The sequence below is a fragment of the Streptomyces sp. NPDC029139 genome (assembly GCF_055564335.1).
The window spans coordinates 183685-209671 of record NZ_JBVHWN010000007.1; the positions used below are offsets into that span (position 1 = coordinate 183685).

General features: G+C 72.8%; 23 protein-coding genes. 18 read left to right on the forward strand and 5 right to left on the reverse strand.

The features are described from left to right. Positions 1 to 105: 105 nt before the first annotated feature. The gene (locus tag ACZ4VW_RS18465; protein WP_467963526.1) at positions 106 to 678 is read left to right on the forward strand and encodes a TetR/AcrR family transcriptional regulator; all 573 of its coding nucleotides are present in this window, start codon (positions 106 to 108) and stop codon (positions 676 to 678) included. A gap of 97 nt (positions 679 to 775) precedes the next feature. Beyond that, positions 776 to 3004 carry an MMPL family transporter gene (locus ACZ4VW_RS18470; protein ID WP_467963528.1) on the forward strand — a complete coding sequence of 743 codons (2229 nt, stop codon included), beginning with the start codon at positions 776 to 778 and terminating at the stop codon, positions 3002 to 3004. A 92-nt stretch (positions 3005 to 3096) separates the two neighbouring features. Here the strand turns inward: ACZ4VW_RS18470 and ACZ4VW_RS18475 are convergent, their stop codons facing one another. Further along, positions 3097 to 3474 (reverse strand): SsgA family sporulation/cell division regulator, encoded by a 378-nt coding sequence (locus ACZ4VW_RS18475; RefSeq protein WP_467963530.1) that lies wholly within the window; start codon positions 3472 to 3474, stop codon positions 3097 to 3099. A gap of 126 nt (positions 3475 to 3600) precedes the next feature. Here ACZ4VW_RS18475 and ACZ4VW_RS18480 point away from each other — a divergent pair, with 126 nt between their 5' ends. The 4 genes from ACZ4VW_RS18480 (at position 3601) to ACZ4VW_RS18495 (ending at position 7474) form a co-directional block, all read left to right on the forward strand. Beyond that, complete coding sequence (locus ACZ4VW_RS18480) at positions 3601 to 4671, forward strand: energy-coupling factor ABC transporter permease (protein WP_467963532.1); 1071 nt, start codon at positions 3601 to 3603, stop codon at positions 4669 to 4671. A 1-nt stretch (position 4672) separates the two neighbouring features. Next, positions 4673 to 5437 carry a cobalt ECF transporter T component CbiQ gene (gene cbiQ / locus ACZ4VW_RS18485; protein ID WP_467963534.1) on the forward strand — a complete coding sequence of 255 codons (765 nt, stop codon included), beginning with the start codon at positions 4673 to 4675 and terminating at the stop codon, positions 5435 to 5437. After that, positions 5434 to 6195: an energy-coupling factor ABC transporter ATP-binding protein gene (locus tag ACZ4VW_RS18490; RefSeq protein ID WP_467963536.1), complete on the forward strand. Its 762-nt coding sequence runs from the start codon at positions 5434 to 5436 to the stop codon at positions 6193 to 6195. Before cbiQ ends, ACZ4VW_RS18490 begins: the two co-directional genes overlap by 4 nt. Positions 6196 to 6289: 94 nt before the next feature. Beyond that, positions 6290 to 7474: a serine hydrolase domain-containing protein gene (locus tag ACZ4VW_RS18495; protein WP_467963538.1), complete on the forward strand. Its 1185-nt coding sequence runs from the start codon at positions 6290 to 6292 to the stop codon at positions 7472 to 7474. A 269-nt stretch (positions 7475 to 7743) separates the two neighbouring features. Here ACZ4VW_RS18495 and ACZ4VW_RS18500 read toward each other — a convergent pair whose 3' ends face one another. After that, positions 7744 to 8508 carry a MerR family transcriptional regulator gene (locus ACZ4VW_RS18500; protein ID WP_467963540.1) on the reverse strand — a complete coding sequence of 255 codons (765 nt, stop codon included), beginning with the start codon at positions 8506 to 8508 and terminating at the stop codon, positions 7744 to 7746. 110 nt (positions 8509 to 8618) lie between these two features. On the opposite strand from ACZ4VW_RS18500, the gene ACZ4VW_RS18505 reads away from it, so the two are divergent. Both ACZ4VW_RS18505 and ACZ4VW_RS18510 read left to right on the forward strand, forming a co-directional pair. Then, positions 8619 to 9200 (forward strand): GNAT family N-acetyltransferase, encoded by a 582-nt coding sequence (locus ACZ4VW_RS18505; protein WP_467963542.1) that lies wholly within the window; start codon positions 8619 to 8621, stop codon positions 9198 to 9200. A gap of 52 nt (positions 9201 to 9252) precedes the next feature. Continuing rightward, positions 9253 to 10023, forward strand: coding sequence for an SDR family NAD(P)-dependent oxidoreductase (locus ACZ4VW_RS18510; protein ID WP_467963544.1), 771 nt, complete (start codon positions 9253 to 9255; stop codon positions 10021 to 10023). Positions 10024 to 10029: 6 nt separating this feature from the next. Here ACZ4VW_RS18510 and ACZ4VW_RS18515 read toward each other — a convergent pair whose 3' ends face one another. Both ACZ4VW_RS18515 and ACZ4VW_RS18520 read right to left on the reverse strand, forming a co-directional pair. Beyond that, entirely contained in the window at positions 10030 to 10881 is an 852-nt protein-coding gene (locus tag ACZ4VW_RS18515) for an EamA family transporter (protein WP_467963546.1), read from the reverse strand. A gap of 133 nt (positions 10882 to 11014) precedes the next feature. Further along, the gene (locus ACZ4VW_RS18520) at positions 11015 to 12649 is read right to left on the reverse strand and encodes a penicillin-binding transpeptidase domain-containing protein (protein ID WP_467963548.1); all 1635 of its coding nucleotides are present in this window, start codon (positions 12647 to 12649) and stop codon (positions 11015 to 11017) included. A gap of 173 nt (positions 12650 to 12822) precedes the next feature. Here ACZ4VW_RS18520 and ACZ4VW_RS18525 point away from each other — a divergent pair, with 173 nt between their 5' ends. Beyond that, positions 12823 to 13080: a lipopolysaccharide assembly protein LapA domain-containing protein gene (locus ACZ4VW_RS18525; protein ID WP_467963550.1), complete on the forward strand. Its 258-nt coding sequence runs from the start codon at positions 12823 to 12825 to the stop codon at positions 13078 to 13080. A gap of 62 nt (positions 13081 to 13142) precedes the next feature. Here ACZ4VW_RS18525 and ACZ4VW_RS18530 read toward each other — a convergent pair whose 3' ends face one another. Then, positions 13143 to 14885, reverse strand: a complete 1743-nt coding sequence (locus ACZ4VW_RS18530; protein WP_467963552.1) for a dolichyl-phosphate-mannose--protein mannosyltransferase — start codon at positions 14883 to 14885, stop codon at positions 13143 to 13145. Between the two features lie 52 nt (positions 14886 to 14937). Between ACZ4VW_RS18530 and rsmI the strand changes: the two genes are divergently transcribed. The 9 genes from rsmI (at position 14938) to ACZ4VW_RS18575 (ending at position 25965) form a co-directional block, all read left to right on the forward strand. After that, positions 14938 to 15873: a 16S rRNA (cytidine(1402)-2'-O)-methyltransferase gene (gene rsmI, locus ACZ4VW_RS18535; RefSeq protein ID WP_467963554.1), complete on the forward strand. Its 936-nt coding sequence runs from the start codon at positions 14938 to 14940 to the stop codon at positions 15871 to 15873. Between the two features lie 152 nt (positions 15874 to 16025). After that, positions 16026 to 16535, forward strand: coding sequence for a hypothetical protein (locus tag ACZ4VW_RS18540; protein ID WP_467963555.1), 510 nt, complete (start codon positions 16026 to 16028; stop codon positions 16533 to 16535). Between the two features lie 72 nt (positions 16536 to 16607). Next, positions 16608 to 17477, forward strand: a complete 870-nt coding sequence (locus ACZ4VW_RS18545; RefSeq protein ID WP_467963557.1) for a TatD family hydrolase — start codon at positions 16608 to 16610, stop codon at positions 17475 to 17477. A 101-nt stretch (positions 17478 to 17578) separates the two neighbouring features. After that, positions 17579 to 18835, forward strand: coding sequence for a ubiquitin-like domain-containing protein (locus tag ACZ4VW_RS18550; protein WP_467963559.1), 1257 nt, complete (start codon positions 17579 to 17581; stop codon positions 18833 to 18835). Between the two features lie 55 nt (positions 18836 to 18890). After that, positions 18891 to 19763: a 16S rRNA (adenine(1518)-N(6)/adenine(1519)-N(6))-dimethyltransferase RsmA gene (gene rsmA, locus ACZ4VW_RS18555; RefSeq protein ID WP_467963561.1), complete on the forward strand. Its 873-nt coding sequence runs from the start codon at positions 18891 to 18893 to the stop codon at positions 19761 to 19763. Next, positions 19760 to 20680, forward strand: a complete 921-nt coding sequence (locus tag ACZ4VW_RS18560) for a 4-(cytidine 5'-diphospho)-2-C-methyl-D-erythritol kinase (RefSeq protein ID WP_467963563.1) — start codon at positions 19760 to 19762, stop codon at positions 20678 to 20680. Before rsmA ends, ACZ4VW_RS18560 begins: the two co-directional genes overlap by 4 nt. Before the next feature lie 138 nt (positions 20681 to 20818). After that, the gene (locus ACZ4VW_RS18565; protein WP_467963565.1) at positions 20819 to 22156 is read left to right on the forward strand and encodes an acyltransferase family protein; all 1338 of its coding nucleotides are present in this window, start codon (positions 20819 to 20821) and stop codon (positions 22154 to 22156) included. A gap of 202 nt (positions 22157 to 22358) precedes the next feature. Next, on the forward strand, positions 22359 to 24062 hold the full coding sequence (locus tag ACZ4VW_RS18570) for a serine/threonine-protein kinase (protein ID WP_467963810.1): 1704 nt from the start codon (positions 22359 to 22361) through the stop codon (positions 24060 to 24062). A gap of 94 nt (positions 24063 to 24156) precedes the next feature. Then, complete coding sequence (locus ACZ4VW_RS18575; protein ID WP_467963567.1) at positions 24157 to 25965, forward strand: ABC-F family ATP-binding cassette domain-containing protein; 1809 nt, start codon at positions 24157 to 24159, stop codon at positions 25963 to 25965. The last annotated feature ends 22 nt before the right edge of the window (positions 25966 to 25987 follow it).

The window sequence follows — 25987 nt, forward strand, 5'->3', positions numbered from 1 at the left end:
GTACCAGGGTGTGGGCCACGACACGTACGAAACGGTTTCGTTTCGCTGGGCACCGGGGTACCTTCGTACTGTACGAAACCGTTTCGTTCGCGATGGAGACCGGACATGGCACGCAGCAGACTCACCCCCGAGCGTGAGTCCGAGCTGTACGAAGCCGTGCTCGACCTCCTGCGCGAGGTCGGCTACGACGGCCTCACCATGGACGCCGTCGCCGCCCGCACCCGCTCCAGCAAGGCCACCCTCTACCGCCAGTGGGGGAGCAAGCCCGAACTCGTCGCCAAGGCCCTGCGCCACAACAAGCCCGTCGGTTTCTCCGAGATCGACACCGGCTCGTTGCGCGGCGACTTCCGGGCGATGCTGGAGCAGACCGACGACTGCCAGATGGAGAAGGACTCCGCGCTGATGCGGGGTCTGGCCCATGCCGTCCACGACAACCCCGACCTGCTCCAGGCGCTCCGCGAGCTGCTCATCGCACCCGAGATGACCGGTTTCGACGAAGTGCTGGAGCGAGCGGTGGAACGGGGCGAGATCCGTGCCGACAACCCGGCACTGAGGCTCGTGCCCCACATGCTGATCGGAGCGTTCGTCGCCCGGCCGCTGATCGAGGATCAGCCGGTCGACCACGCCTTCATCAGCGCGTACGTCGACGCCGTCGTGCTCCCCTCACTCGGCGCCTGACAGCACTTCCGTAGTCCCCAGTACCTGACGTCGCACCGCTCACGCCGTCGGGCCGGCTCCCCATGCCCTGTCCCTCACGAATCGGGAGTACGCCCCCGTGGCCACGTTCCTCTACAAGCTGGGTCGCTCCGCCTTCCGGCGCCGACGGCTCGTCGCCCTCCTCTGGGTGGCGCTCCTCGCGCTCGCCGGAGTCGGCGCCGCCACCGCGCCCGCCGCGACCTCCAGCTCCTTCTCGATACCCGGCACGGAGGCCCAGAAGGCCTTCGACCTCCTCGAACAGCGCTTCCCCGGCGGCAACGCCGACGGGGCCACCGCCCGGGTCGTCTTCAAGGCCCCCGACGGCCAGAAGATGACCGACCCGGCCCACAAGGCCACGGTCCAGGACGTCGTCGGCGAGCTGAAGGCCGGTTCGGACCAGGTCGCCTCGGTCACCGACCCGTACACCGCCCAGGCGGTCTCGAAGGACGGTTCGACCGCCTACGTCTCCGTCAGCTACACGGTCTCCGGCATGGAGCTGAGCGACGCGACGCGCGAGGCCCTGAAGAAGACGGGGAACGACGCGCAGGGGAAGGGGCTGACCGTCGAGATCGGCGGTGACGCGCTCCAGACCGTCCCGGCGACCGGCGCGGGGGAGATCGTCGGCGTGATCATCGCCGGCATCGTGCTCGTCATCACCTTCGGTTCGCTGGTCGCGGCCGGACTCCCGCTGCTCACCGCCATCATCGGCGTCGGCATCGGCGTCTCCTCGATCACCGCGCTGGCCAGCGTCCTCGACCTCGGCTCCACCACCTCCACCCTCGCGATGATGATCGGCCTCGCGGTCGGCATCGACTACGCCCTCTTCATCGTCTCCCGCTACCGCGCGGAGGTCGCCGAGGGCCGTGAGGGCGAGGACGCCGCGGGCCGCGCGGTCGGCACGGCCGGCTCCGCCGTCGTCTTCGCCGGTCTGACCGTCGTCATCGCGCTGGTCGGCCTGGCCGTCGTCAACATCCCGATGCTGACGAAGATGGGCTTCGCCGCCGCCGGCACGGTCGTGATCGCCGTCCTGATCGCGCTCACCCTCATCCCGGCCCTGCTCGGGTTCGCGGGGCCGAAGGTCCTGGGCCGCAAGCAGCGCAAGGGCGCCCGTGAGGGCGACGCCAAGGGCGCCGTGGACCTGGCCGAGGCGGACGCCGAGCCCGGCACGAGCGCCGACGCCACGCCCAACATGGGCACCCGCTGGGCCCGGTTCGTGATCCGCCGCCCGGTGACGGTCCTGCTCGTCGGCGTCCTCGGCCTCGGCGCGATCGCCCTGCCCGCCGCCTCCCTGGAGATGGGTCTGCCCGACGACGGCTCCTCGCCCACCTCCACCAGCCAGCGGCGCGCCTACGACCTGCTGTCGGACGGGTTCGGCCCCGGGTTCAACGGGCCGCTGATGGTCGTCGTCGACGGGGACAAGGCCACCGCCGAGTCCACCGTCGAGAAGATCAAGGGCCTGGACGGGATCGTGGCGGTCACCCCGCCGACGCCGAACAAGGCCGGCGACACCTCGATGATCACGGTGATCCCGAAGGACCGCCCCTCCTCGGTGGAGACCGAGAACCTGGTCCACGACATCCGGGACGCGACCGGCGACAACGTCCTGGTCACCGGCGCCACCGCGATGAACGTCGACTTCTCGCAGAAGATGAACGACGCGCTCGTGCCCTATCTGGCCCTGGTCGTCGGGCTCGCCTTCCTGCTCCTCATGGTGGTCTTCCGCTCGATCCTGGTCCCGTTGAAGGCGGCCCTCGGCTTCCTGCTCTCGGTGGTCGCGGCCCTCGGCGCGGTCGTCGCGGTCTTCCAGTGGGGCTGGCTCGGCTCCCTCTTCGGCGTCGAGCAGACCGGCCCGATCATGTCGATGATGCCGATCTTCATGGTCGGTGTGGTCTTCGGTCTCGCGATGGACTACGAGGTCTTCCTCGTGACCCGGATGCGCGAGGCGTACGTCCACGGCGAGCGGCCCGGCGAGACGATCGTGACCGGCTTCCGGCACAGCGCCCGGGTGGTCACCGCCGCCGCGGTGATCATGATCGCGGTCTTCTCCGGGTTCATCGGCATGGACGACCAGATGATCAAGATGATCGGCTTCGGTCTCGCCGTGGCCGTCCTCTTCGACGCCTTCGTGGTCCGGATGGCGATCGTCCCGGCCGTGCTCGCGCTGCTCGGACACAAGGCGTGGTGGCTGCCGAAGTGGCTGGACAAGGCGCTGCCGAACGTCGACGTCGAGGGCGAGGCCCTGGCCGCGCAGGACGCGGAGGACGGGAACGGCCCGCACGACCCGCGGCGCGAGCTGGTGCGGGTCTGAGCCTGAGCCCCGGGGCGGCCTCTTGAGCGGAGGGCTACGCCCCGGATCGCGCCGGACCCGTGGGGACGGGGAGCCGACGCGGCCCTACGCCGTCATCGTGTCGACGAACTCGACGCGGTGACGGCGTAGGTGTGTCTGAGGAAGCGGAGGAGGGCCGTGGAGTCGAACTGGACGACCGCCACCCCGTCCGTCGTGTGGAACTCGACGATCGTCTGCACCCGCCCGCACGGCCAGATCCCGATGTCCCCGCGACGGGCGGGGGCCCGCATCCCGGTCTCGAGCAGGGCGCGGGGGAAGGACCACTCGATGTTGCCGGGGAAGGCGAAGCGCACGGTGGCGGGGCTCGCCCCGGGGTCGAAGCGCAGGGCGACGGGGACGGGGCGGGAGAGCGGGGCGTCGGTGATGATCCGGCCTCGGGCGTGATCCTCGACGGGACGGCCTTCGGCATCGTGATCCAGGGCTGGGGACATCAGCCGACTCCTCACGTTCGTCGCACTTATTCACCAATGTCCCATATATCCGGTGTGTGCGCGGTGCGGTGCTGTGACCTGTGCGCTCTTGCAAGCCCTTTGCAGGTAGCGCCTATCATCAGTGCCGTGCATGTACCCGACGGATTCATCAACGCCCCCATATCGGCCGCGGCAGGCGTCGCCGCCGTCGGCGCCGTCGCCGTCAGCCTCCGCGGCGCCCGGCGCGAGCTGGACGAGCGGGCGGCACCGCTCGCCGGTCTCGTCGCCGCCTTCATCTTCGCCGTGCAGATGCTGAACTTCCCGGTCGGCGCCGGGACCAGCGGACACCTGCTGGGCGGCGCGCTCGCGGCGATCCTCGTCGGGCCGTACACCGGTGTGCTCTGCATCGCGGTCGTCCTGCTCATGCAGGGCATCCTCTTCGCGGACGGCGGACTCACCGCGCTCGGCGTGAACATCACCGTCATGGGCGTCGTCACGGTCGTCGTCGCGTACGTGCTCTTCCGCGGCCTCGTCCTGGTCCTGCCGCGCACCCGCCGCTCGGTGACCGTCGCCTCCTTCGTCGCCGCGCTCGTCTCCGTGCCCGCCGCGGCCGCCGCCTTCACCCTCGTCTACGCGATCGGCGGCACCACCGACGTACCGCTCGGCAAGGTGCTCACCGCGATGGTCGGCGTCCACACGCTGATCGGCATCGGCGAGGCCGTCATCACCATGCTGACCGTCGGCGCGGTCGTCGCCGTACGGCCCGACCTCGTCCACGGAGCCCGTGGCCTGAGCTCCCCGCTCAAGCTGCGCGTGAACGGCGAACTGGTCGACGCGGCACCGGCGCCGACGGCGGCCCCCGCCGCGGGCTCCCCGAAGAAGGTCTGGATCGGCGGCCTCGTCGCCGCCCTCGTCCTGGCCGGCTTCGTCTCCTTCTACGCCTCCGCCAGCCCCGACGGCCTGGAGAAGGTCGCCGCCGACAAGGGCATCGACAAGAACGTCGAAGAGCACGCTGCCGCCGGTTCCCCGCTCGCCGACTACGGCGTCGAGGGTGTCGATACGGCCCGGCTCTCCGGTGGCCTGGCGGGCGTGATCGGCGTGGGCGCGACCCTCGGCGTCGGCACCGGTGCCTTCTGGGTGATCCGCCGCCGACGGACGGCCTCGGCCGCCGGCTCCACCACGGGACCCGCATCCGCCTCGCCCGGGGCGCGGGTCTGACATGGGCGCGGGGCACGCGCACACGCTGTACCGGCGGGGGGACTCGCCGGTCCACGCCCTGCCCCCGCACACCAAACTCGCCGCCGTGCTCGCCTTCGTCGTGGTCGTCGTCTCCACGCCCCGCGAGGCGGTCTGGGCCTTCGCCCTCTACGCCGTCCTGCTCGCGGGCGTGGCGGCGGCGGCCCGCGTCCCGGCCGGATTCCTGCTGCGGCGGCTGCTGATCGAGATCCCGTTCGTGGCCTTCGCCTTCCTGATGCCCTTCGTGGTCCCGGGCGAACAGACCGAGATCCTCGGGGTGTCCGTGAGTGTCCCCGGCCTGTGGGGCGCCTGGAACGTCCTCGCCAAGGGCACCCTCGGCGTCGCCGCCTCCGTGCTGCTCGCCTCCACCACCGAACTGCGCGCGCTGCTCCTCGGCCTCCAGCGGCTGAAGCTCCCGCCCCTCCTCGTACAGATCGCCTCCTTCATGATCCGGTACGGCGACGTCATCACCGACGAGATGCGCCGGATGTCCGTCGCCCGCCGCTCGCGCGGCTTCGAGGCCAAGGGGATCCGTCACTGGGGCGTCCTCGCCAAGTCCGCCGGCGCGCTCTTCATCCGCTCCTACGAGCGGGGCGAGCGCGTGCACCTCGCGATGGTCAGCCGGGGCTACGCGGGCTCGATGCCGGTCATCGACGAGGCGACCGCCACCCGCGCCCAGTGGCTCCGGGCCGCCTCACTGCCGCTCACCGCCCTCCTGATCTGCCTCCTCGGATGGACGACGTCATGACCGCTCCGACCCCCGCCTTCGTGCCCTCCCTCGAGGTACGCGGCCTCGCGTACGCCTACCCCGACGGCCACCAGGCCCTCTTCGGCGTCGACCTGACCGTCGAGCGCGGCGAGCGGGTCGCGCTGCTCGGACCGAACGGCGCCGGCAAGACCACGCTCGTCCTCCACCTCAACGGCATCCTCACCGGCGGCGCCGGCACGGTCTCCGTCGCCGGGCTGCCCGTCGAGAAGCGGAACCTGGCCGAGATCCGGCGCCGGGTCGGCATCGTCTTCCAGGACCCGGACGACCAGCTGTTCATGCCCACCGTCCGCGAGGACGTCGCCTTCGGCCCGGCCTCGGCCGGGCTGCGCGGGCCGGAGCTGGAGGCCGTGGTGGAGAAGGCCCTCGCCCGCGTCGGCATGGCGGAGTACGCGGACCGGCCGCCGCACCACCTGTCGTTCGGGCAGCGACGGCGCGTGGCCGTGGCGACCGTCCTCGCGATGGAGCCGGAGATCCTCGTCCTCGACGAGCCCTCCTCCAACCTCGACCCCGCCTCGCGCCGTGAGCTCGCGGACGTCCTGCGCTCCCTGGACGTCACCGTCCTGATGGTCACCCACGACCTGCCGTACGCACTGGAGCTCTGCCCGCGCTCGGTCATCCTCAGCGAAGGCGTGATCACCGGCGACGGGCCCACGGCGGACGTCCTCGCCGACGAGGAGCTGATGGCCCGCAACCGTCTGGAACTGCCGTACGGCTTCGTCCCCCGCCCGGTCGTCTGACCCCCGGAATCGGGGGCCCCGGGCCGACGTTGCACCATGGGATCGCGACGCGTCCGTCCGTACGAGCGCGTACGAGCGAGAAGGAGTGGGGAACGTGGACGTCCGGGGCACGGTGGCGGCGGGATTCGAGCCGGTCAGGGACGCGTTCCTGCGCAACTTCGAGCACCGGGGCGAGCGGGGCGCGGCGGTCGCCGTCTACCGCGACGGCGTGAAGGTCGTCGACCTGTGGGCCGGGACCCGGGACGCTCACGGCGGGGAAGGTGCCCGGGACACCCCCTGGGCCGTGGACACCGCCCAGGTCGTCCGCTCGGCCACCAAGGGCGTCGCGGCGGCCGTGCCGCTGCTGCTGCACCAGCGCGGGCAGCTCGACCTGGACGCCCCGGTGGGCACGTACTGGCCGGAGTTCAAGGCGGCGGGCAAGGACCGCGTCACCGTACGGCAGTTGCTCGCGCACCGGGCCGGCGTGCCGGTCCTGGACCGGCCGCTGACCCTCACGGAGGCCGTCGACCTGGAGACGGCGACCGCGGCGATCGCCGCGCAGGCGCCCGTCTGGGAGCCGGGCACCGCGCACGGCTACCACGCCCACACCTTCAGCTGGCTGCTCGGCGGGCTGGTGCACCGCGTCACCGGCCGCACGATCGGCCGATGGGTCGCCGAGGAGATCGCCCGCCCGCTCGGCCTCGACCTCTGGATCGGCCTGCCGGCCGAGGAGGCCCACCGGGCCGGCCGCCTCGGCCCGGTCGAGGAGATCGAGCCGCCCGGCGGCGGGGCCCTGAAGCTGCGCCCCAAGCGCTCGGTGACGGAGGCATACCGCGACCCCGAGTCGCTCACGCGGCGCGCGTTCGGGGCGATCGACCCGCAGCCCGACGAGAACGACCCGCTGTACCGGGCGGCCGAACTCCCCGGCTCGGCCGGTGTCTCCACCGCCCGCGCTCTGGCCCGCTTCTACGCCGCCACCCTCGGCCCGGTCGACGGCGGCGCCCGCCTCTTCGCCCCGGCCACCCTGACCCTCGCCCGCACCGAGGAATCCGCGGGCCCCGACCGCGTCCTGATCGTCGGCACCCGCTTCGGCCTGGGCCACATGCTGCACGGCCCGGCCTCCCCGCTCCTCGGCCCCACCTCCTTCGGCCACCCCGGCCGCGGCGGCTCCCTGGGCTTCGCGGACGCGGAGTCGGGCATCGCCCTCGGCTACGTCACGAACGGCATGCGCAAGACGGTGACGGCGGACCCGCGCGCGCAGGCGCTGGTGCGGGCGGTGCGGTCCAGCATCGGGGGCTGAGGCACGCGGGCGCTGCTCGCCGGCCCGGGGGCTGGGCGCGGGCGAGTGCGGAATCGGCGGGCCGGGGGTCTGCAGCCCCCCGGCGGGCTCGCCCGCTCACGGCTCCCGCTCACGGCTCACGGCTCCCGCTCCCGGCTCGCGGCTCAGAACCCACTGCTCACGGCTCAGCCGCCTCCCGCTCACCGTTTCCGGCTCGCCCTCCCGGCTTCGCCCCCTCCGGTTCGCGCTCCGGTTCGCGCTCCGGTTCGTGCTTCGGTTCGCGCTCCGGTTCAGCTCAGCCGGGTATCGGCGTAGACGACCATCGCGTCACGCTGATAGTCGGCCAGGCCGACGGCGATGCTGTCGAAGTTCGCGCGGAAGCGCGGGTCGTCGACGTACGTCTGGGCCAGGCCCTTGTACGCCTCCGCCGTCGGGGTCCAGATGCGGCAGACGGTCCGGTAGTGGGCGTCCACCTCGGTCTGGACCGTGTCGGAGGTGACCGGGGTGCCGGACGCCATCAGCTCCGCGAAGCGGATCATCTGCGCCGTCGCCTCCCGCTGCCACCGCTCCTGGTCCTCCGCGGTCATCGATCCGACGGCCGCGCGGGACTCCTCCCACGCCTCCGGCCACCGCTCGCGCACCTCGTCGTCGATCTCCGGGGAGGGCGCGAAGCCCTCGAAGAGGTTCTCCGGCCTGTTGATCTTCGTCATCGTGTGATCGTCCTCGTCTTCCTCCAGTTCGGCGATGGTCCGCCCGACCGTCCGGGCCAGCGTGTCCAGCCGCTCCCGCTCCCCGAGCAGCCGCGCATGGTGCTCGCGCAGCACGGCCACCCGGTCGACCTGGCTGTCCAGGACCGCCCGGATCTCGCGCAGTCCCAGGTCCAGCTCACGCATCAGCAGGATCTGCTGCAGGCGCAGCAGATCGGCCTCCTCGTAGTAGCGGTGCCCGTTGCTCCCGGTCCACGCGGGCGGCAGCAGCCCGATCTCGTCGTAGTGCCGCAGCGTCCGCGAGGTCACCCCGGACATCCGGGCCACCTCAGCGATCGACCAGGCCATGGCAGGGCCTCCCTCGCCGGGCCGGTCTCTCCGGCCCCACACACGACCGTAGGAGTTGACGCGGCGGCAACCGCAAGTCGGATGTCGGTGCGCCGTGACATCGTGGATTCATGACCATCGAGGTGCGTCCGGCTTCCGTCTTCGAGGATGTCCGCGCCGTGCTGGGCCCGAAGTCACCGGACGCCAGCGTCTGCTGGTGCCTGAGCTACCGGATCCCGTCCGCGCTCAACAACGAGCTCCGCGGACCGGCGCGCGGCGAGTACGTCGCCGAGCTGTGCCGTCGCGGACCGCCACCCGGGGTGATCGCCTACGACGGGGACGAGCCGGTGGGCTGGGCCGCCGTGGCACCGCGTGCGGACACCTCCTTCGCGCGCAGCCGGAAGATCCCGTACGTCGACGACCTGCCGGTCTGGTCGCTGTGGTGCGTCCGGGTGCGCCCCGGCCACCGCAAGCGCGGCGTCTCCCATGCCCTCATCGCCGGCGCGGTCGAGTTCGCGCGCGCCCAGGGCGCCCCGGCGGTCGAGGCGTACCCTCTCGACAACGGGGAGGCGAAGGTCGACCTGACGATGGCGTACGCCGGACTCCGCGGGAACTTCGAACGGGCCGGCTTCGTCCACGCCGCCGACACCACCTCCGTCCTGGCCGGCCACCCCCGGGTCGTGATGCGACTCGACCTGCGACAGCCGCGGTAGGGCAGGTGAGCCCCCTGGTGCGGGGCCCGGGGTCGGTGCTGTGATCGGGGGCATGGACAGATTCGAGGGGTACGCGGCACTGGTCACGGGCGCGGCGCGGGGGATCGGGGCCGCCAGTGCGCGCAGGCTGGCCGAGGAGGGGGCGCGGGTGCTCGTCGCCGATGTGGACGAGGAGGTCGCGCGGGAGACCGCCGACGCGCTGCCCGGGGCCCTGGCCGTGCGGTGCGACGTGGGGGACCCGGAGTCGGTGGCGGCGGCCGTCGCGTACGCGGCCGGGACGTTCGGCGGGCTCGACGTGCTCGTCAACAACGCCTTCGCCCGCGATCTGCCGGACGAGGACTCCTTCGAGGACGAGCGCGAGGACGGCTGGCGCAAGCAGCTCGACATCACGCTGATGGGCGCGATGCGCTGTGCCCGCGCCGCGCTGCCCCTGCTGGCGGAGGGCGGGCGCGGGGCGATCGTCAACATCGGGTCCGTCAACGCCGAGGCGTCCTTCGGCGGTCACGCCTACAGCGCCGCCAAGGCCGGCCTCGGCTCCCTGACCCGGACCCTCGCCGGCGCCGCCGCCCCGCGCGGGGTGCGCGTCAACCAGGTCAACCCCGGCACGATCGACACCCGCGCCTGGGCGACCCGGCAGGAGCGGCTCACCGCGCTCGCCGACCGCGTCTACCCCCTGGGCCGCGTCGGCACCCCGCAGGACGTGGCCGCCGCGGTCGCCTTCCTCGCCTCCTCGGACGCCGCCTGGATCACCGGCACGACGCTCCGGGTGGACGGCGGGCTGCTCGCCGTGAACACGCACTTCGCCGAGGTGCTGGGGGAGTGAGAACGGTCAACTCGCGTACAGCATCAGGCTGATGCCCACCACCATCAGTCCGGCCGCGGCCACCCTCGGCCCCCCGAAACGCTCCTTGAAGAAGAGCGCCCCGATCGCCGCGCCCACGATGATCGAGGACTCCCGCAGGGCGGCGACGGGCGCCAGCGCCGCCCTCGTCTGGGCCCAGAGGACCAGGGCGTACGCGGCGACCGACAGGGCGGCCCCGACCAGCCCCCGGACCGCGTGCGGGCGGAGCTGGTCGAGGAGGGCGGACCGGCGGGTCCAGAGCGCGTACGCCGGGATGGCCAGGCCCTCCAGGACCATCAGCCAGGCGAGGTAGCCGAGCGGGGTGCCCGAGGCGCGGACCCCGACGCCGTCGACGACGGTGTAGCCGGCGATCGCCAGGCCCGTCGCACCGGCCGCGAGCAGCGCCGGCCAGTCGGGGCGGTGGCCGGAGCCCCGGATTCCCCACAGCGCCAGGCCCGTCAGCCCCGCGCAGGCGAACGCGACCCCGGTGAGCTGCCGGCCGTCGGGGATCTCGTCGACGAAGACCGCCGCGAGCGCGGTCACGGCCAGCGGGGCCGTACCGCGTGCGATCGGATACATCTGCCCGAAGTCGCCGAGCGTGAACGACCGCATGAGCAGGGCGTAGTAGCCGATGTGGAGCACCGCCGAAGCGATCAGGTACGGCCACGCCCCGGCCGCCGGCAGGGGGACGAAGAGGGCGAGTGCCCCTCCGATCAGCGCCCCGCCACCGGAGATGAGCGTGAAGGAGAGCAGCTGGTCGCGGATCGCGTGAGCGATGGCGTTCCAACTGGCGTGCGTCACGGCGGCGATGAGCACCGCCACCGCGACCAGCGGCGTCACGGCGTGCGCTCGCGGAGGTCCACCCGCGCGCCGCCCGCGGGGGCGACCAGCGACCTGGGGTCCGGCGCGAACACCGTGGGGGATGCGCTCATGCCCCGCACGCCGGCCGTACGTCTACGGCGCACACGAGCCGTCAACCGGCCTTCAGCACGCTCGCCACGACCGGGCCCGCGGAGTCCCCGCCGTGCCCGCCCTCCTGGACGACGGCGGCGGCCGCGAGGTCGTCGGAGTAGCCGGCGAACCAGCTGTTGGAGGTCGCCTGACCACCGACCTCCGCCGAACCCGTCTTCGCGCCCTTGTCCCCGCCGACCGACGCCATCGCCCGCGCGCCGGTGCCCTCACCGGTCGCGGTGGCCCGCATCATGGCGCGCAGCTGACGGGCCACCGAGCCCGGCAGCGAGCGCGCGGCCTCGGCGAACGTGCGGCCGTCCAGCTCCTGGGAGACGAGGTACGGCTGCTTGAACGTTCCGTACTTCGCGGTGGCGGTGATCGAGGCGATGTTGAGCACGTTCATCTGCACCGTGCCCTGGCCGATGTACTGCTCCGCCGCCGCCCCCTGGGTCTCCTCGGGGATGCTTCCGTCGGAGGACGTGATGCCCGTCTTCCAGTCGAGGCCGATCCCGAAGACGTCCCGGGCCTCCTTGCCGAGGGCGGAGTCGTCGCCCACGTCGTCGATCTTCTTGATGAACGCGGTGTTGCAGGACTTGGCGAAGCTCCGCGAGAACGGGACGTTCCCCAGCGCGAAGCCGTCGAGGTTCCGGAAGGTCCGCCCGTGGTACATGGCGTTCGCCGGGCACTCCGCGGCCCGGTCCGCCCTGACCAGCCCCTTCTCGAGGAGCAGCGCCGCGGTGACGATCTTCAGGGTCGAGCCGGGGGCCTGCTTTCCCTCGAACGCCGTGTTGAAGCCCGCCGCCGGGTTGTTCGCGACCGCCCGCACCTCGCCCGTGGACGGCTTGACCGCCACGACCGACGCCCCGGGGTACCGCGTCACGGCCTGCTCGGCCGCCGCCTGGACCTTCGCGTCGATCGTCGTCCGCAGGAGTCCCGGCTTGCCCGCCACATGGGTCACCAGCGTGCTGTCGGCGACGCCCTCGGTGCCGGACTGGACGAAGGTCTCGATGCCCGGCTCCCCGCCGGTCTTCGTCCCGTACTTGGCACGCAACTGGTCCAGGACCGGCCCGAGTGACGGGTACTTCTCCTTCATCAGCTCGACACCCTTGCGGTCGACGGCCTTGACGGCCCCGGTCGTCGCCGGGCCGGTGCGCAGGGTCCCGTCCTTGGTCAGCTGAGGGTGGATGACGGCGGGCTTCCAGTCGACCAGCGGCCGCCCGGTGGTCAGCCCGCGCACCACGGTGAGTCGAGAGGAGTACGTCCAGGGCTTCGACTGCCCCTCGTACGTCACGGTGGCGTTCACGGTGAACGGCACCGTCGCGCCGACCGCCTTGCCGGGGGTGATCTCGGCCCGGGAGACCTTCGCCCCCTCACGGAAGTTGAGCACGGCCGGCCCTGCCTCGACGGGGTTGTTCGTCGACTGGGCGGCCCGATCGGACTCACCGGCGGCCCAGGCGGCCAGGAACTCCTTGGCTGCGCTCTCGATCTCGTCCCCCGTGACGGGCCCGGACCGTCTCTCCTCGCTCCCGGAGGACCGGGTACCGACGCCGGAGCCGCCGTTGATCCCCTGCCAGAGGTTGTAGCCGCCGTACCCGACGCCGCTCGCGACGACGACGAAGACGCCCCCGACCACCGCGACCTTCACACCACTGCGCATCTCCGTGGTCCCCTCCCCAGAAGCCCCACAAGTTCACTCAGTCAACCAGTGTCACACGCACGTGTCGACCCGTTTCGGGGCTGCGCACCGGGTCCACGGGGATCGTCGTGAGGGTCGGCCGGGTGTCCGCGGCCGGGTCGCCCACCCGGACAGGCCCACCGATAATTGGCGGTATGACCGAGAAAACCGCAAAAGCGCACGGACCGTCCAAGGTGACGGTCAAAGGGCGGGACATGCGCCTGCGCACCATCGGCTTCATCGTTCTGGCCGGCCTGGCCATCTGGTTCATCGCGGCCAACACCGGATCCGTCACCATCAAGCTCTGGGTCCCCACCGTGACGCTCCCCCTGTGGATCGTCCTGACGGTCACCCTGCTCGTCGGGCTTCTCCTCGGACTGATCATCGCCCACCGCCGCGCCGCCCGGCGATAGCCGTCCCCCGTGAGCCGAGAGGGCACGGCCGACGGCCGCGCCCTCTCGCCGCGAATCCCCGGCTAGACCCAGGTGTCCAGCCACATCCGGTTCCGCCACTGGTCCATCGGGATCGCCGTGCCCGTGTAGATCGGCCAGAAGTAGATGAAGTTCCAGACGATGAGGAGCACGAGCACGCCCGCCCCCACCGCCCCGAACGTCCGTCGTCTCTCCGAGGAGCCGGCCGGGCCGAGCATCGCGCCGATGAGCATCGTCACCGCGAGACACAGGAACGGCACGAACACCACCGCGTAGAACAGGAAGATGGTGCGCTCCTGGTACAGCAGCCACGGCAGCCAGCCCGCCGCGATGCCGCACGCGATCGCGCCCGCCCGCCAGTCCCGGCGGAAGAACCAGCGCCACAGGATGTACAGGATCGCGACACAGGCCGCCCACCACAGCAGCGGCGTGCCCAGGGCCAGGACCTCCTGGGCACACTTCTCCGTGGCGGTCGACGGGCAGCCCGCCGTGCCCGGGGCCGGGGACTCGTAGAAGTACGAGACGGGGCGGCCCAGGACCAGCCAGCTCCACGGGTTCGACTCGTAGGTGTGCGGCGAGTTCAGGCCCACGTGGAACTTGTAGACCTCCGTCTCGTAGTGCCACAGGCTCCGCAGCCAGTCCGGCAGGAAGGACCACATCCCGCCGCCGTGCACCTTGTCCTGCTCGGCCGCCCAGCCACGGAAGTAGCCCTTGTCCGTGACGATCCAGCCCGTCCACGTGACCAGGTACGTGACGATCGCGACCGGCACCACCGAGACGAACGCCGGCAGCAGGTCGCGCCGCAGCACCGCCGCGTACGGACGGACCGCGCCGGCCGTGCGCCGGCCGCCCACGTCCCACAGCACCGCCATCAGACCGAACGCCGCCATCACGTACAGGCCGTTCCACTTGGTCGCCGCCGCGAGCCCCAGCGTCACACCGGCCGCGAGCCGCCACGGACGCCAGCCGAGCCGCAGCGTCTCCGCGATGTCCGCGTCCGGCCGCAGGACCCCCTCCTCGTCCACCGGAAGCGCTCCGGCGAGTCGCCGGCGCGCCCAGTCCCGGTCGATGACCAGGCAGCCGAAGGCGGCCAGCACGAAGAACATCAGCACCTGGTCGAGCAGCGCCGTGCGGCTCATCACGAAGTGCAGGCCGTCCACCGTGAGCAGCAGCCCCGCCAGGCACCCCAGGAACGTGGACCGGAACATGCGCCGCCCGATCCGGCAGAGCATCAGCACCGACAGCGTGCCGAGCAGCGCCACCATGAACCGCCAGCCGAACGGCGAGAAGTCGATGATCTTCTCGCCGAGGCCGATGACCCACTTGCCCATCGGCGGATGGACCACATAGCCCGGATCGGTCGGGACGACGACCGTGTCGGGGGCCGTGAGGATCGTCTTGTCGATGTCCTTCGGCCACGCCCCCTCGTACCCCTGGTTGATCAGGGCCCAGGAGTCCTTGGCGTAGTACGTCTCGTCGAATATCACCGCGTGCGGCTTGCCCAGGTTCCAGAACCGCAGCAGGCCCGCCAGCAGCGCCACGGCCAGCGGTCCGCCCCAGGCGGCCAGCCGCCAGATCCGGTCCGCCGCCCCGGGCGAGGCGCCCAGCAGCGACCAGAGGCGCTCCGACGGCCGCGTGTACGGCGGCACGAGACGCTCGCGCAGCCCGGGCCCCGCGGCCTTCCCTGCGGGTGGCACGTAGCCGAAGCGCCGCAGACGCTGCTGCCACGACGGGGGCTCTTGCACGGCGTGCTGACCCTGCAGGGCCTCGGGTGCGGTACTGGTCACCGCGCCATCGTAGGGAACGCGCCTGTGCGCGTCGCCTGTCCGGGCTGCGAGGATGACCCATGTGACAGGAACGCTGGTACTTGCAGGGACCCCCATCGGGGAGATCGCGGACGCCCCGCCGCGGCTCGCGGCCGAGCTGGAGACCGCCGACATCGTCGCGGCGGAGGACACCCGGCGGCTGCGCGGCCTGACGCGGGCCCTCGGGGTGCACACCTCGGGCCGGGTCGTCTCCTACTTCGAGGGCAACGAGTCCGCCCGTACGCCCGAACTGGTCGAGGCGCTCGTCGGCGGCGCGCGGGTGCTGCTGGTCACCGACGCGGGCATGCCGTCCGTCTCCGACCCCGGCTACCGGCTCGTCGCCGCCGCCGTCGAGCAGGACATCAAGGTCACCGCGGTCCCCGGCCCCTCCGCCGTGCTGACCGCGCTCGCCCTGTCCGGGCTGCCCGTGGACCGCTTCTGCTTCGAGGGCTTCCTGCCGAGGAAGGCGGGCGAGCGGCTCGGGCGGCTGCGGGAGGTGGAGAAGGAGCGCAGGACCCTCGTCTACTTCGAGGCCCCGCACCGCCTCGACGACACCCTCGCCGCGATGGCCGAGGTGTTCGGCACCGAGCGCCGGGCCGCCGTCTGCCGTGAACTCACCAAGACGTACGAGGAGGTCAAGCGCGGCGGCCTCGGTGAACTGGCCGCCTGGGCCGCCGAGGGCGTACGGGGCGAGATCACCGTGGTCGTCGAGGGCGCCCCGGAGGCGGGGCCGGCCGAGCTGGACGCCGAGGAGCTGGTGCGCAGGGTGCGGATCCGCGAGGAGGCGGGGGAGCGGCGCAAGGAGGCCATCGCGGCGGTCGCCGCCGAGGTCGGCCTGCCCAAGCGTGAGGTGTTCGACGCCGTCGTCGCGGCGAAGAACGCGGCCGCGCAGGGGCACGTGGCGGCGCCGGGGACCGCGGCGGGCGGGTCGGTGCGCGGCGGGTCGGTGCAGGGCCCCACGAACGGGTAAAGGTTTATGGTGAAAGGCAAAGCGGAACCCGCGTGGCAGGCCTTCTGAGGGCCTCAGGGCAAGGGAAGGCCCAAGGGCATTCCATTGTTCCACCGGCGCTGATGCGCTCCGGCCGGAAAAGGCGTCCACTGGTTCGGTGGAGAGGAGCTGGCATGAGTGAGATCACCGGCACCGGAGTACCCGTCGCCCATGAGGCGTACGCCTTCGCCTGCATGCGCTGCGGATACGGCTGGGAGCAGGCGTACGACATCGAGCACCACGTCGACCCCGCCGGCCAGGAATTCATCGTCTACAAGGCCGGTGGCGAGCGGGTGCCCTCGCCGCTGTCCAGCCCGACCTGCCTGAACTGCGGGGGCCATGTCGTCCGCATCATGCGCGCGGGCCAGGTCTCGTCGGCCGTGAGCTCCTGGGAGGAGGCCTACCACCCGCGCGAGACCCGGGAGGGCAGGCCGTTCGCCCCGGCCGGCCCGATCGGACCGGCCGGCCCGATCGGACAGGACCTGGAACGCAACCAGGGAGTCGAGCGGGCCGAGAGCGCCAGGAAGCACGCCCCCAAGACGGGCGGCCCCGAAGGGGACGCGCCCGGTCCCGTGCACGTGGGGGAGGAGCCGCAGCGCAGGCGCTTCTCCGGCCTTTTCCACCGCAAGCCGCCCACCACCTGACCGCCTACCCCCACGGGCCGCCGGAACCGGGCCGTCGCGAGCGAACCCATGGCCCCTCGTACGATCGGGGCCATGAGTTCCAAGGACGCCCCGCCGCCGCTGCCCGAGCCCCTCATGGTGCCCGTGGCGGACTCGCACACCCACCTGGACATGCAGTCCGGCACCGTCGAGGAGGCCCTCACCAAGGCCGCCGCCGTCGGCGTCACCACCGTCGTCCAGGTGGGCTGCGACCTCAAGGGCTCCCAGTGGGCCGCCGAGACCGCGGCCCAGTACGACAACGTCCACGCGGCCGTCGCCCTGCACCCGAACGAGGCCCCCCGGATCGTCCTGGGCGATCCCGACGGCTGGTCCCGGCAGGGGGCCCGCGAGGCAGGCGGGGACACGGCGCTCGACGAGGCGCTCGCCGAGATCGACCGGCTGGCCGCCCTGCCGCACGTCCGCGCCGTCGGTGAGACCGGACTCGACCACTTCCGCACCGGCCCCGGGGGCATGGCCGCCCAGGAGCGCTCCTTCCGCGCGCACATCGAGATCGCCAAACGCCACGGCAAGGCGCTCGTGATCCACGACCGCGACGCGCACGCCGACGTCCTGCGGGTCCTGGAGGAGGAGGGCGCGCCGGAGCGCACCGTCTTCCACTGCTACTCCGGCGACGCCGAGATGGCCGAGATCTGCGCCGCGAAGGGCTACTACATGTCCTTCGCGGGCAACATGACCTTCAAGAACGCGCAGCCGCTGCGCGACGCCCTCGCCGTCGCCCCGCTGGAGCTCGTCCTGGTCGAGACGGACGCCCCGTTCCTCACCCCGGCGCCGTTCCGCGGACGCCCCAACGCGCCGTACCTGATCCCCGTCACCGTCCGGGCGATGGCCGCCGTGCGCGGGATCACGGAGGAGGAACTCTGCGAGGCGATCGCCGTGAACTCCGCCCGCGCCTTCGACTACTGAGCCCCCGGCCGGTCACCGGTCCATCACCGATCCATAACGGTTACGAGGAGTAGTCGGGTCGCTTTGGAGAGTGACCGCCGCTCCGCTAGGGTCCCGGCCTCGTGAGCACCTCGCAGGGAAGTCACCGCGCCGCACGGGGCGGGCGCCGGTCGGACGTCTCCCTCCATGAGCAGCCGACCCAGGCGGCCCCGCTCGTCGTCCCCGGCCAGGGCACCCGGGCCGAGGCCCGGCGGGCCGCCCGCCGACGCAAGGCGGGCCCCGGCCCGGCCGAAGGGCTGCGGCGCATCGTCCCGCAGGCCCTGGTCGTGGCCTTCCTCGCCGGCGGCACCAGCGCCTTCGTCGCCGACGACAAGGCGATCCGGCTCTCCGTCGACGGGGTGCCCCGCACCCTGCACACCTTCGCCGACGACGTCGGTGAACTCCTCGCCGACGAGGGGCTCGCCGTCGGCGCCCACGACCTGGTCGCCCCCGGCCCCGGCGCCGACCTGGCCAGCGGCGACGAGGTCGCCGTCCGCTACGGCCGGCCCGTCACCCTCACCCTCGACGGGCAGCGCCGCCAGGTGTGGACCACGGCCCGCACCGTCGACGGCGCCCTGCGCCAGCTCGGGGTACGCGCCGAGGGCGCGTACCTCTCGGTCTCCCGCTCCGCCCCCATCTCCCGCAGCGGCCTCACCCTCGACGTCCGCACCGAACGGACCGTCACCCTCCTCGCCGACGGCCGCGAACGGACCCTGCGCACCAACGCCGCCACCGTCCGCGAGGCCGTCGCGGAGGCCGGGATCACACTCTCCGGCCAGGACACCACGTCCGTACCGCCGAGCTCCTTCCCCCGCGACGGCCAGACGATCACCGTCATGCGGATCACCGGCACCAAGGAGATCCGCGAGGAGCCCATCCCGTACGTCGTCGAGAGGACCCGCGACCCCGAGCTCTTCGCGGGCACGGAGGTCGTCGAACGGCAGGGGGTGCAGGGCGTGCGCCGGGTCACCTACACCCTGCGGACCGTCAACGGCGTCCGGCAGAAGCCGAAGAAGATCGGCGAGGAGATCGTGCGGCAGCCCGTCGCCCGGAAGGTGAAGGTCGGCACCCGTCCGCTGCCCTCCTCGGTGTCCGGCGCGGACGGGCTGAACTGGGGCGCGCTCGCCGCGTGCGAGTCCGGAGGCCGGCCGGGCGCGGTCGACCCGTCGGGCACGTACGGCGGGCTCTACCAGTTCGACCCCGGCACCTGGCGCTCGCTCGGCGGCAGCGGAGTCGCCCAGAACGCGCCCGCGTCGGAGCAGACGTACCGGGCGAAGAAGCTCTACGTGCAGCGGGGTGCGAGTCCCTGGCCGCACTGCGGCCGAAGGCTGTACCGGTGAGCCCTCGGGGCCTCGCCGCGCCAGGGAGCGGGCTCGCGGTCGTTAGTCTGTACCGGTGAGCACCACCACCGGCCCCGAAGGCCCCGACGCCCTCCTCGGCCCCGCCGACATCCGTGAACTGGCCGCAGCCCTCGGCGTGCGCCCCACGAAGCAGAAGGGCCAGAACTTCGTCATCGACGCCAACACCGTGCGGCGGATCGTCCGCACGGCCGAGGTACGCCCCGACGACGTGGTCGTGGAGGTGGGCCCGGGCCTCGGCTCGCTGACCCTGGCGCTCCTGGAGGCGGCGGACCGGGTGACGGCCGTCGAGATCGACGACGTGCTGGCCGGCGCGCTGCCGGCGACGATCGAGGCACGCCTGCCCGGGAAGAAGGACCGCTTCGCGCTCGTCCACTCCGACGCCATGCACGTCCAGGAGCTGCCGGGCCCGCCGCCGACCGCGCTGGTCGCGAACCTTCCGTACAACGTGGCCGTGCCCGTCCTGCTGCACATGCTGGACCGCTTCCCGACGATCGAGCGGACGCTGGTCATGGTCCAGGCCGAGGTCGCCGACCGGCTCGCGGCCCGGCCCGGGAACAAGGTCTACGGCGTGCCGTCGGTCAAGGCGAACTGGTACGCCGAGGTGAAGCGGGCCGGCTCGATCGGCCGCAACGTCTTCTGGCCCGCGCCGAACGTCGACTCGGGTCTCGTCTCGCTCGTCCGCCGTACGGAGCCGGTGGCGACCACCGCCTCCAAGGCGGAGGTCTTCGCGGTCGTCGACGCGGCGTTCGCGCAGCGCCGCAAGACCCTGCGCGCCGCGCTCGCCGGCTGGGCGGGCTCGCCCGCGGCGGCGGAGGAGGCGCTGGTGAAGGCCGGGATCTCGCCGCAGGCGCGGGGCGAGGCGCTGACGGTGGAGGAGTTCGCGCGGATCGCGGAGGCCAAGGCGTGAACGGCGGTACGGCGACCGGGGGCACCGTCACGGTGCGCGTGCCCGCGAAGGTCAACGTCCAGCTGGCGGTCGGTGGGGCGCGCCCCGACGGCTTCCACGACCTGGCCAACGTCTTCCTCGCCGTGTCCCTGTACGACGAGGTCACGGCGACGCCCGCGGCGGAGCTGACGATCACGTGCGAGGGCCCGGACGCGGACAAGGTCCCGCTGGACCGGACGAACCTCGCCGCGCGCGCGGCGGAGCTGCTCGCCGCCCGGCACGGCATCTCCCCGGACGTGCACCTCCACATCGCCAAGGACATCCCGGTCGCCGGCGGCATGGCGGGCGGCAGCGCGGACGGCGCGGGCGCGCTGCTCGCGTGCGACGCGCTGTGGGGGCTGAACTCCTCGCGCGCGGAGCTGCTGGAGATCTGCGCCGAGCTGGGCAGCGACGTTCCCTTCAGCCTGGTCGGCGGGGCGGCGCTCGGCGTCGGCCGTGGCGAGAGGCTGACGGAGCTTCCGGTGGGCGGCACCTTCCACTGGGTGTTCGCGGTCGCCGACGGCGGACTGTCGACCCCGGCGGTGTACGGCGAGTTCGACCGGCTCACCGAGGGCGTCGCCGTCCCGGAACCGGCCGCCTCGCCGGAGCTGCTGGAGGCCCTGCGCACTGGTGACGCGACCGCCCTGGCCGGTGCGCTGGCCAACGACCTCCAGCCGGCCGCCGTCTCCCTGCGCCCGTCCCTGACGCCGACGCTGGACGCCGGCCTCGCGGCCGGCGCCCTGGCCGCCCTGGTCTCGGGCTCCGGCCCGACGACGGCGTTCCTGGTGAAGGACGCGGAGTCGGCGGAGTCGGTGGCGGCCGCGCTGACCGCCTCCGGCACCTGCCGCACGGCCCGCGCGACCACCTCCCCGGCTGCGGGGGCGACGGTCCTCGGCTAGGACGGTTTCGCTCCGGCCCTTCTGCGGCGGGACGCACCCCTCCCGGTCGCGCACCGTGCCGGGAGGCGCGGGTACTCAGGTACCGGTTGAGTACGTGGACCCTGACGGAGGCGGGAGGGTGCGCGGGACCGTATCCACATGGTCATCGGTGGAGTCAGGGCAGGCGGCGGAGCCGGTGGGGCCGGTGCGCGGGAGCTCGCCGCCGCCACGCCCGCGACGCGGGACCGGTACGTCGATCTGCTGCGGGTCGCCTCGCTCGCCGTCGTGGTCCTCGGCCACTGGCTGATGGCCGCGGTGACCGCCGACGGATCGGTGGGCAATCTGCTCGCCGTCGTGCCCGAACTCCAGGTGGTGACCTGGGCGTTCCAGGTCATGCCGGTGTTCTTCTTCGTCGGCGGCTTCTCGCACGCGCTGGCCCACCGCTCCCGCCCCCGGTACGCCGCCTTCCTGCGCGCCCGGCTCCAGCGGCTGCTGCGACCGACGATGGTCTTCGTCGGGGTGTGGGGGGCCGTCGCGCTCCTGGCGCAGCTCCTCGGCGCCGACCGGGGACTGGCCGGAGTCGCGCTGCGGCTCGTCACCCAGCCGCTGTGGTTCGTCGGCATCTACCTCGCCATGGTGGCCTTCACTCCGTCGCTGCTCAGGCTCCACGAGCGGTGGGGATGGGGCGCTTTCGCCGTGCTCGCGGGCGGGGCGGTGGCCGTGGACGTCCTGCGGTTCGCGCTCGACGTGCCCTTCGTGGAGTTCCTGAACTTCGCCTTCGTCTGGCTCGCGATCCACCAGCTCGGCTTCCTCAGGGCCGACGGAAGGATCCGCCTGCCCGGTGTCCTCGCCGCGGGCGGCCTGCTCGGCGCCGGGCTCCTGGTCGCCCTCGGGCCGTATCCGCTCTCCATGGTCGGGATGCCCGGCGAGAAGGTCTCCAACATGGCCCCGCCGACCCTGGCCCTGCTCTGCCACGGCCTCTGGCTGGTCGGCGCGGTGGAGCTGCTGCGGGGCCCGGGGGCCCGGTTCGCCGCCCGGGCGGGCGTCTGGCACAAGATCGTCGTCGCGAACGGGATCGCGATGACCGCCTTCCTGTGGCATCTGACCGCGATGCTCGCCGTGTACGGCACGCTCCTGGCGTTCGGCGTACGGCTCCCCGAGCCCGCGAGCGCCGCCTGGTGGGCCCAGGTGCCGCTCCGTATCGCCGCCGCGGCCGTCCTCACCGCCCTGCTCGTCGCCGCCTTCCGCCGCTTCGAACGGCCCCCCGCACCCGAGTCGGTGGCGCCCACCGAGGGCTCGGGCGGCCCGGTCGCCGCCGCCGGAATCATCCTCGCCCTCTTCGGCGTCCTCGGCCTGTCCATGGTCGGCTTCGGCGGGCTGCTGGAGGGCCACGCGGCCACCCTGATCGTCGTCCGGATCACGGCCCCGGCCGCGGTGGCGATGGCCCTCGCGGGCTGGCTGCTCGTCGAACGGGCGGGGCGCGGGCGGGCGAACTGACGCCGCGTCGGGCCGGAGGGCGAGCCCCGGGGCCGTCCGACGCCTTCGCCACGCCTACCCCTACGCTGGTCCTTCGGCGTGATGAGTCGGTGCGGTACGACGGAGCGGAGCGTGACAGGTGACGGGGGCTAACGGCGCGGAGCTGGTCGGTCAGGTCCTGGGCGGGCGCTACCGCGTGACCGCGACGATCGGGCGCGGCGGCATGGGCGTCGTCGCCCGGGCGGTGGACCAGGTCCTGCACCGCGAGGTCGCCGTCAAGGTCCTGCGGGCCTTCACCGACGCGTCCGCCGTCGAACTGGCCGATCTGCGCTCCCGGATGCAGCGGGAGGCGCAGGCCGCCGCCCGCGTCCGGCACAGCGGCGTGGTCACCGTGCACGACGTGGTCGAGGAGCGGGGACTGCCCGTCATCGTCATGGAGCTGGTCGACGGACCGTCCCTCGACGACCTGGTGACGCGACGCGGACCGCTGGACCCGCGCGAGGTGGCCTCGATCGGTGCCAAGCTGATGGACGCGCTGGCGGCGGCGCACCGGGCCGGCGTCCTGCACCGGGACGTCAAGCCCGGCAACGTGCTCCTCGACCGCTCGGGCCGGGTCGTGCTCACGGACTTCGGCATCGCCACGATGGAGGCCGGCGACGGCGACGCCATGGCCAAGCTGACCCAGAGCGGTCAGATCGTCGGCTCCCTCGACTATCTGCCGCCGGAGCGCGCGCAGGGCCAGGAGCCGGGGCCCGCCTCCGACATCTGGTCGCTCGGCATGACGCTGTACGCGGCCGTGGAGGGCACGGCGCCCTTCCGCCGTACGTCGGCGTGGTCCACGCTCTCGGCGATCGTCACCGAGCCGCTGCCCGAACCCCACCGGGCCGGAGCGCTCGCCCCCGTGCTGTGGGCGCTCATGGCCAAGGACCCGCATCAGCGCCCCGACGCCGCCCAGGCACGCGAGATGCTGGAGGCGGTCGCCGCGGGCGGAACGGTGAACCCGGCCCCCGGTCCCGTACCCGCGTCTGCTCCCGGTCCCGTACCCGCGCCTGCCCCCGGTCCCGTACCCGCGCCTGCTCCCGGTCCCGTACCCGCTCCGGCTCCCGGTCCCGTACCCGCGTCTGCTCCCGGTCCCGTACCCGCGCCTGCTCCCGGTCCCGTGGCCCCGCCCGGTGCCTTCGGGCCCCCCGCGGGGGCGTTCCATCAGTCCGCCCCGCAGCCGGGCTTTCCGCACGGCGCGCCCACCGGCCCCGGCGACCGCGCCGACACCCCCACCTCGACCGTCCACGCACGTCGCCGACGCACCCGTACCGTCGTCGCGGCGGCGGTCGCCACCGTCCTCGTCGGCGGCGGGGTCGCGTACGGGCTGATGAACACGGAGAGCGAACCCGGCGGCACCTCGCAGGCGGCGGCTCCCACGACGAGCGCCCCGGCCGGCGACGACGTGTCCGGCACGGGCGGCCTCACCGACGGCCCGACCCCACCCGGGGACCTGACGTCCATGGCCCCCGACGGAACGCCGACCGGCACCCCCACGAAGAAGACGGAGCCCGGCGCGCCGACCCCCACGAAGTCGCCCGCCGACGACAAGCCGACGACCACCCCCTCGGCCGCGCCGGCGACCACACCCGGCACCACGGTGAAGGAGCCCACCCCCGTCTCCACCGCGTGCACCGGCTGGGCCCACGCGAACCGCAGCGACGGCCACGGCTACCTGGCCCAGAACTCCCACCTCTACACGGGGCCGTACTCGGAGTGCTCCTACGTGAGCGGGGTCAAGGCCGGCACGAAGATCTACTACCACTGCTACGCCACCAACGCCTACGGCAACAAGTGGATCTACGCCCGGATCCAGGGCACGGAGACCGAGGGCTGGGTCTACAGCGACAAGACCACCCGGGAGAGCGGCTCACTCGCCCGCTGCTGACAAGGCCCGGAGGAGGCGGGATCACCGCACGCCGTCGCACCGGCCCGGCCGTCTACCCTTGGACGTCGATCCATCCCCCGGTACAGGAGTCAAAGTGGCCGTCAATCTGGTCAATGTCGAGGCTGTCAGCAAGGTGTACGGCACCCGTGCCCTGCTCGACGGCGTCTCGCTCGGCGTCTCCGAGGGCGACCGGATCGGCGTCGTGGGCCGTAACGGCGACGGCAAGACCACCCTCATCCGCATGCTCGCCAAGCTGGAGGAGGCCGACACCGGCCGCGTCACGCACAGTGGCGGGCTGCGGCTCGGGGTGCTCACCCAGCACGACTCGCTCGACCCGAAGGCGACCGTCCGGCATGAGGTCATCGGCGTCATGGCCGACCACGAGTGGGCCGGCAGCGCCAAGATCCGCGATGTGCTCACCGGGCTCTTCGGCGGACTCGACCTGCCCGGTTTCGAGCACGGTCTCGACACCGTCATCGGCCCGCTCTCCGGTGGCGAGCGGCGCCGGATCGCGCTCGCCAAGCTCCTCATCGAGGACCAGGACCTGATCGTCCTCGACGAGCCCACCAACCACCTCGACGTCGAGGGCATCGCCTGGCTCGCCAAGCACCTCCAGGAGCGCCGCTCGGCGCTCGTCTGCGTCACCCACGACCGCTGGTTCCTCGACCAGGTCTGCACCCGCATGTGGGACGTGCAGCGCGGTGACGTCCACGAGTACGAGGGCGGCTACTCCGACTACGTCTTCGCCCGCGCCGAGCGCGAGCGCATCGCCGCCACCGAGGAGACCAAGCGGCAGAACCTGATGCGCAAGGAGCTCGCCTGGCTGCGGCGCGGCGCCCCCGCCCGTACCTCCAAGCCCCGCTACCGCATCGAGGCCGCCAACGAGCTGATCGCCGACGTGCCGCCGCCGCGCGACACCTCCGAGCTGATGAAGTTCGCCAACGCGCGCCTCGGGAAGACGGTCTTCGACCTCGAGGACGTCACCGTCACCGCCGGCCCCAAGACGCTGCTGCAGCACCTCACCTGGCAGCTCGGGCCGGGCGACCGCATCGGCCTGGTCGGCGTCAACGGCGCCGGCAAGACCTCCCTGCTGCGGGCCTTGGCCGACGCGGCGGTCTCCCACGGCGACATCCAGCCCGCCGCCGGGAAGATCGTCGTCGGCAAGACCGTACGGCTCGCCTACCTCTCCCAGGACGTCACGGAGCTGCCCGCGCCGCTGCGGGTCCTGGAGGCCGTCCAGCAGATCCGCGACCGGGTCGACCTCGGCAAGGGCCGGGAGATGACCGCCGGTCAGCTCTGCGAGCAGTTCGGCTTCTCCAAGGAGAAGCAGTGGACGCCCGTCGGCGACCTCTCCGGCGGCGAGCGGCGCCGGCTCCAGCTGCTGCGTCTGCTGATGGACGAGCCGAACGTCCTCTTCCTCGACGAGCCCACCAACGACCTGGACATCGAGACCCTGACCCAGCTGGAGGACCTCCTCGACGGCTGGCCGGGCTCCATGGTCGTCATCTCCCACGACCGGTTCTTCATCGAGCGCACCACGGACCGGACGTTCGCGCTGCTCGGCGACCGGACGCTGCGGATGCTGCCGCGCGGGATCGAGGAGTACCTGGAGCGCCGGCAGAGGATGATCGAGGCGTCGGTCCCCGCCCCGGCCGCGGCACAGACCGCGCAGCAGAAGCCCGGTGTCTCCGCCGCGGACGCCCGTGCCGCGAAGAAGGAGCTGCAGAAGGTCGAGCGGCAACTCGACAAGGTGGCCGACAAGGAGGCCAAGCTGCACGCGCAAATCGCCGAAAACGCGACAGACTTCGAGAAGGTCGCGAAGCTCGACGCCGAGCTGCGGGAACTGGCGGGCGAGCGCGAGGAGTTGGAGATGCGCTGGCTGGAATTGGCCGAGGACGCGTAGAGAACCCGTGCGGAACGCGTAA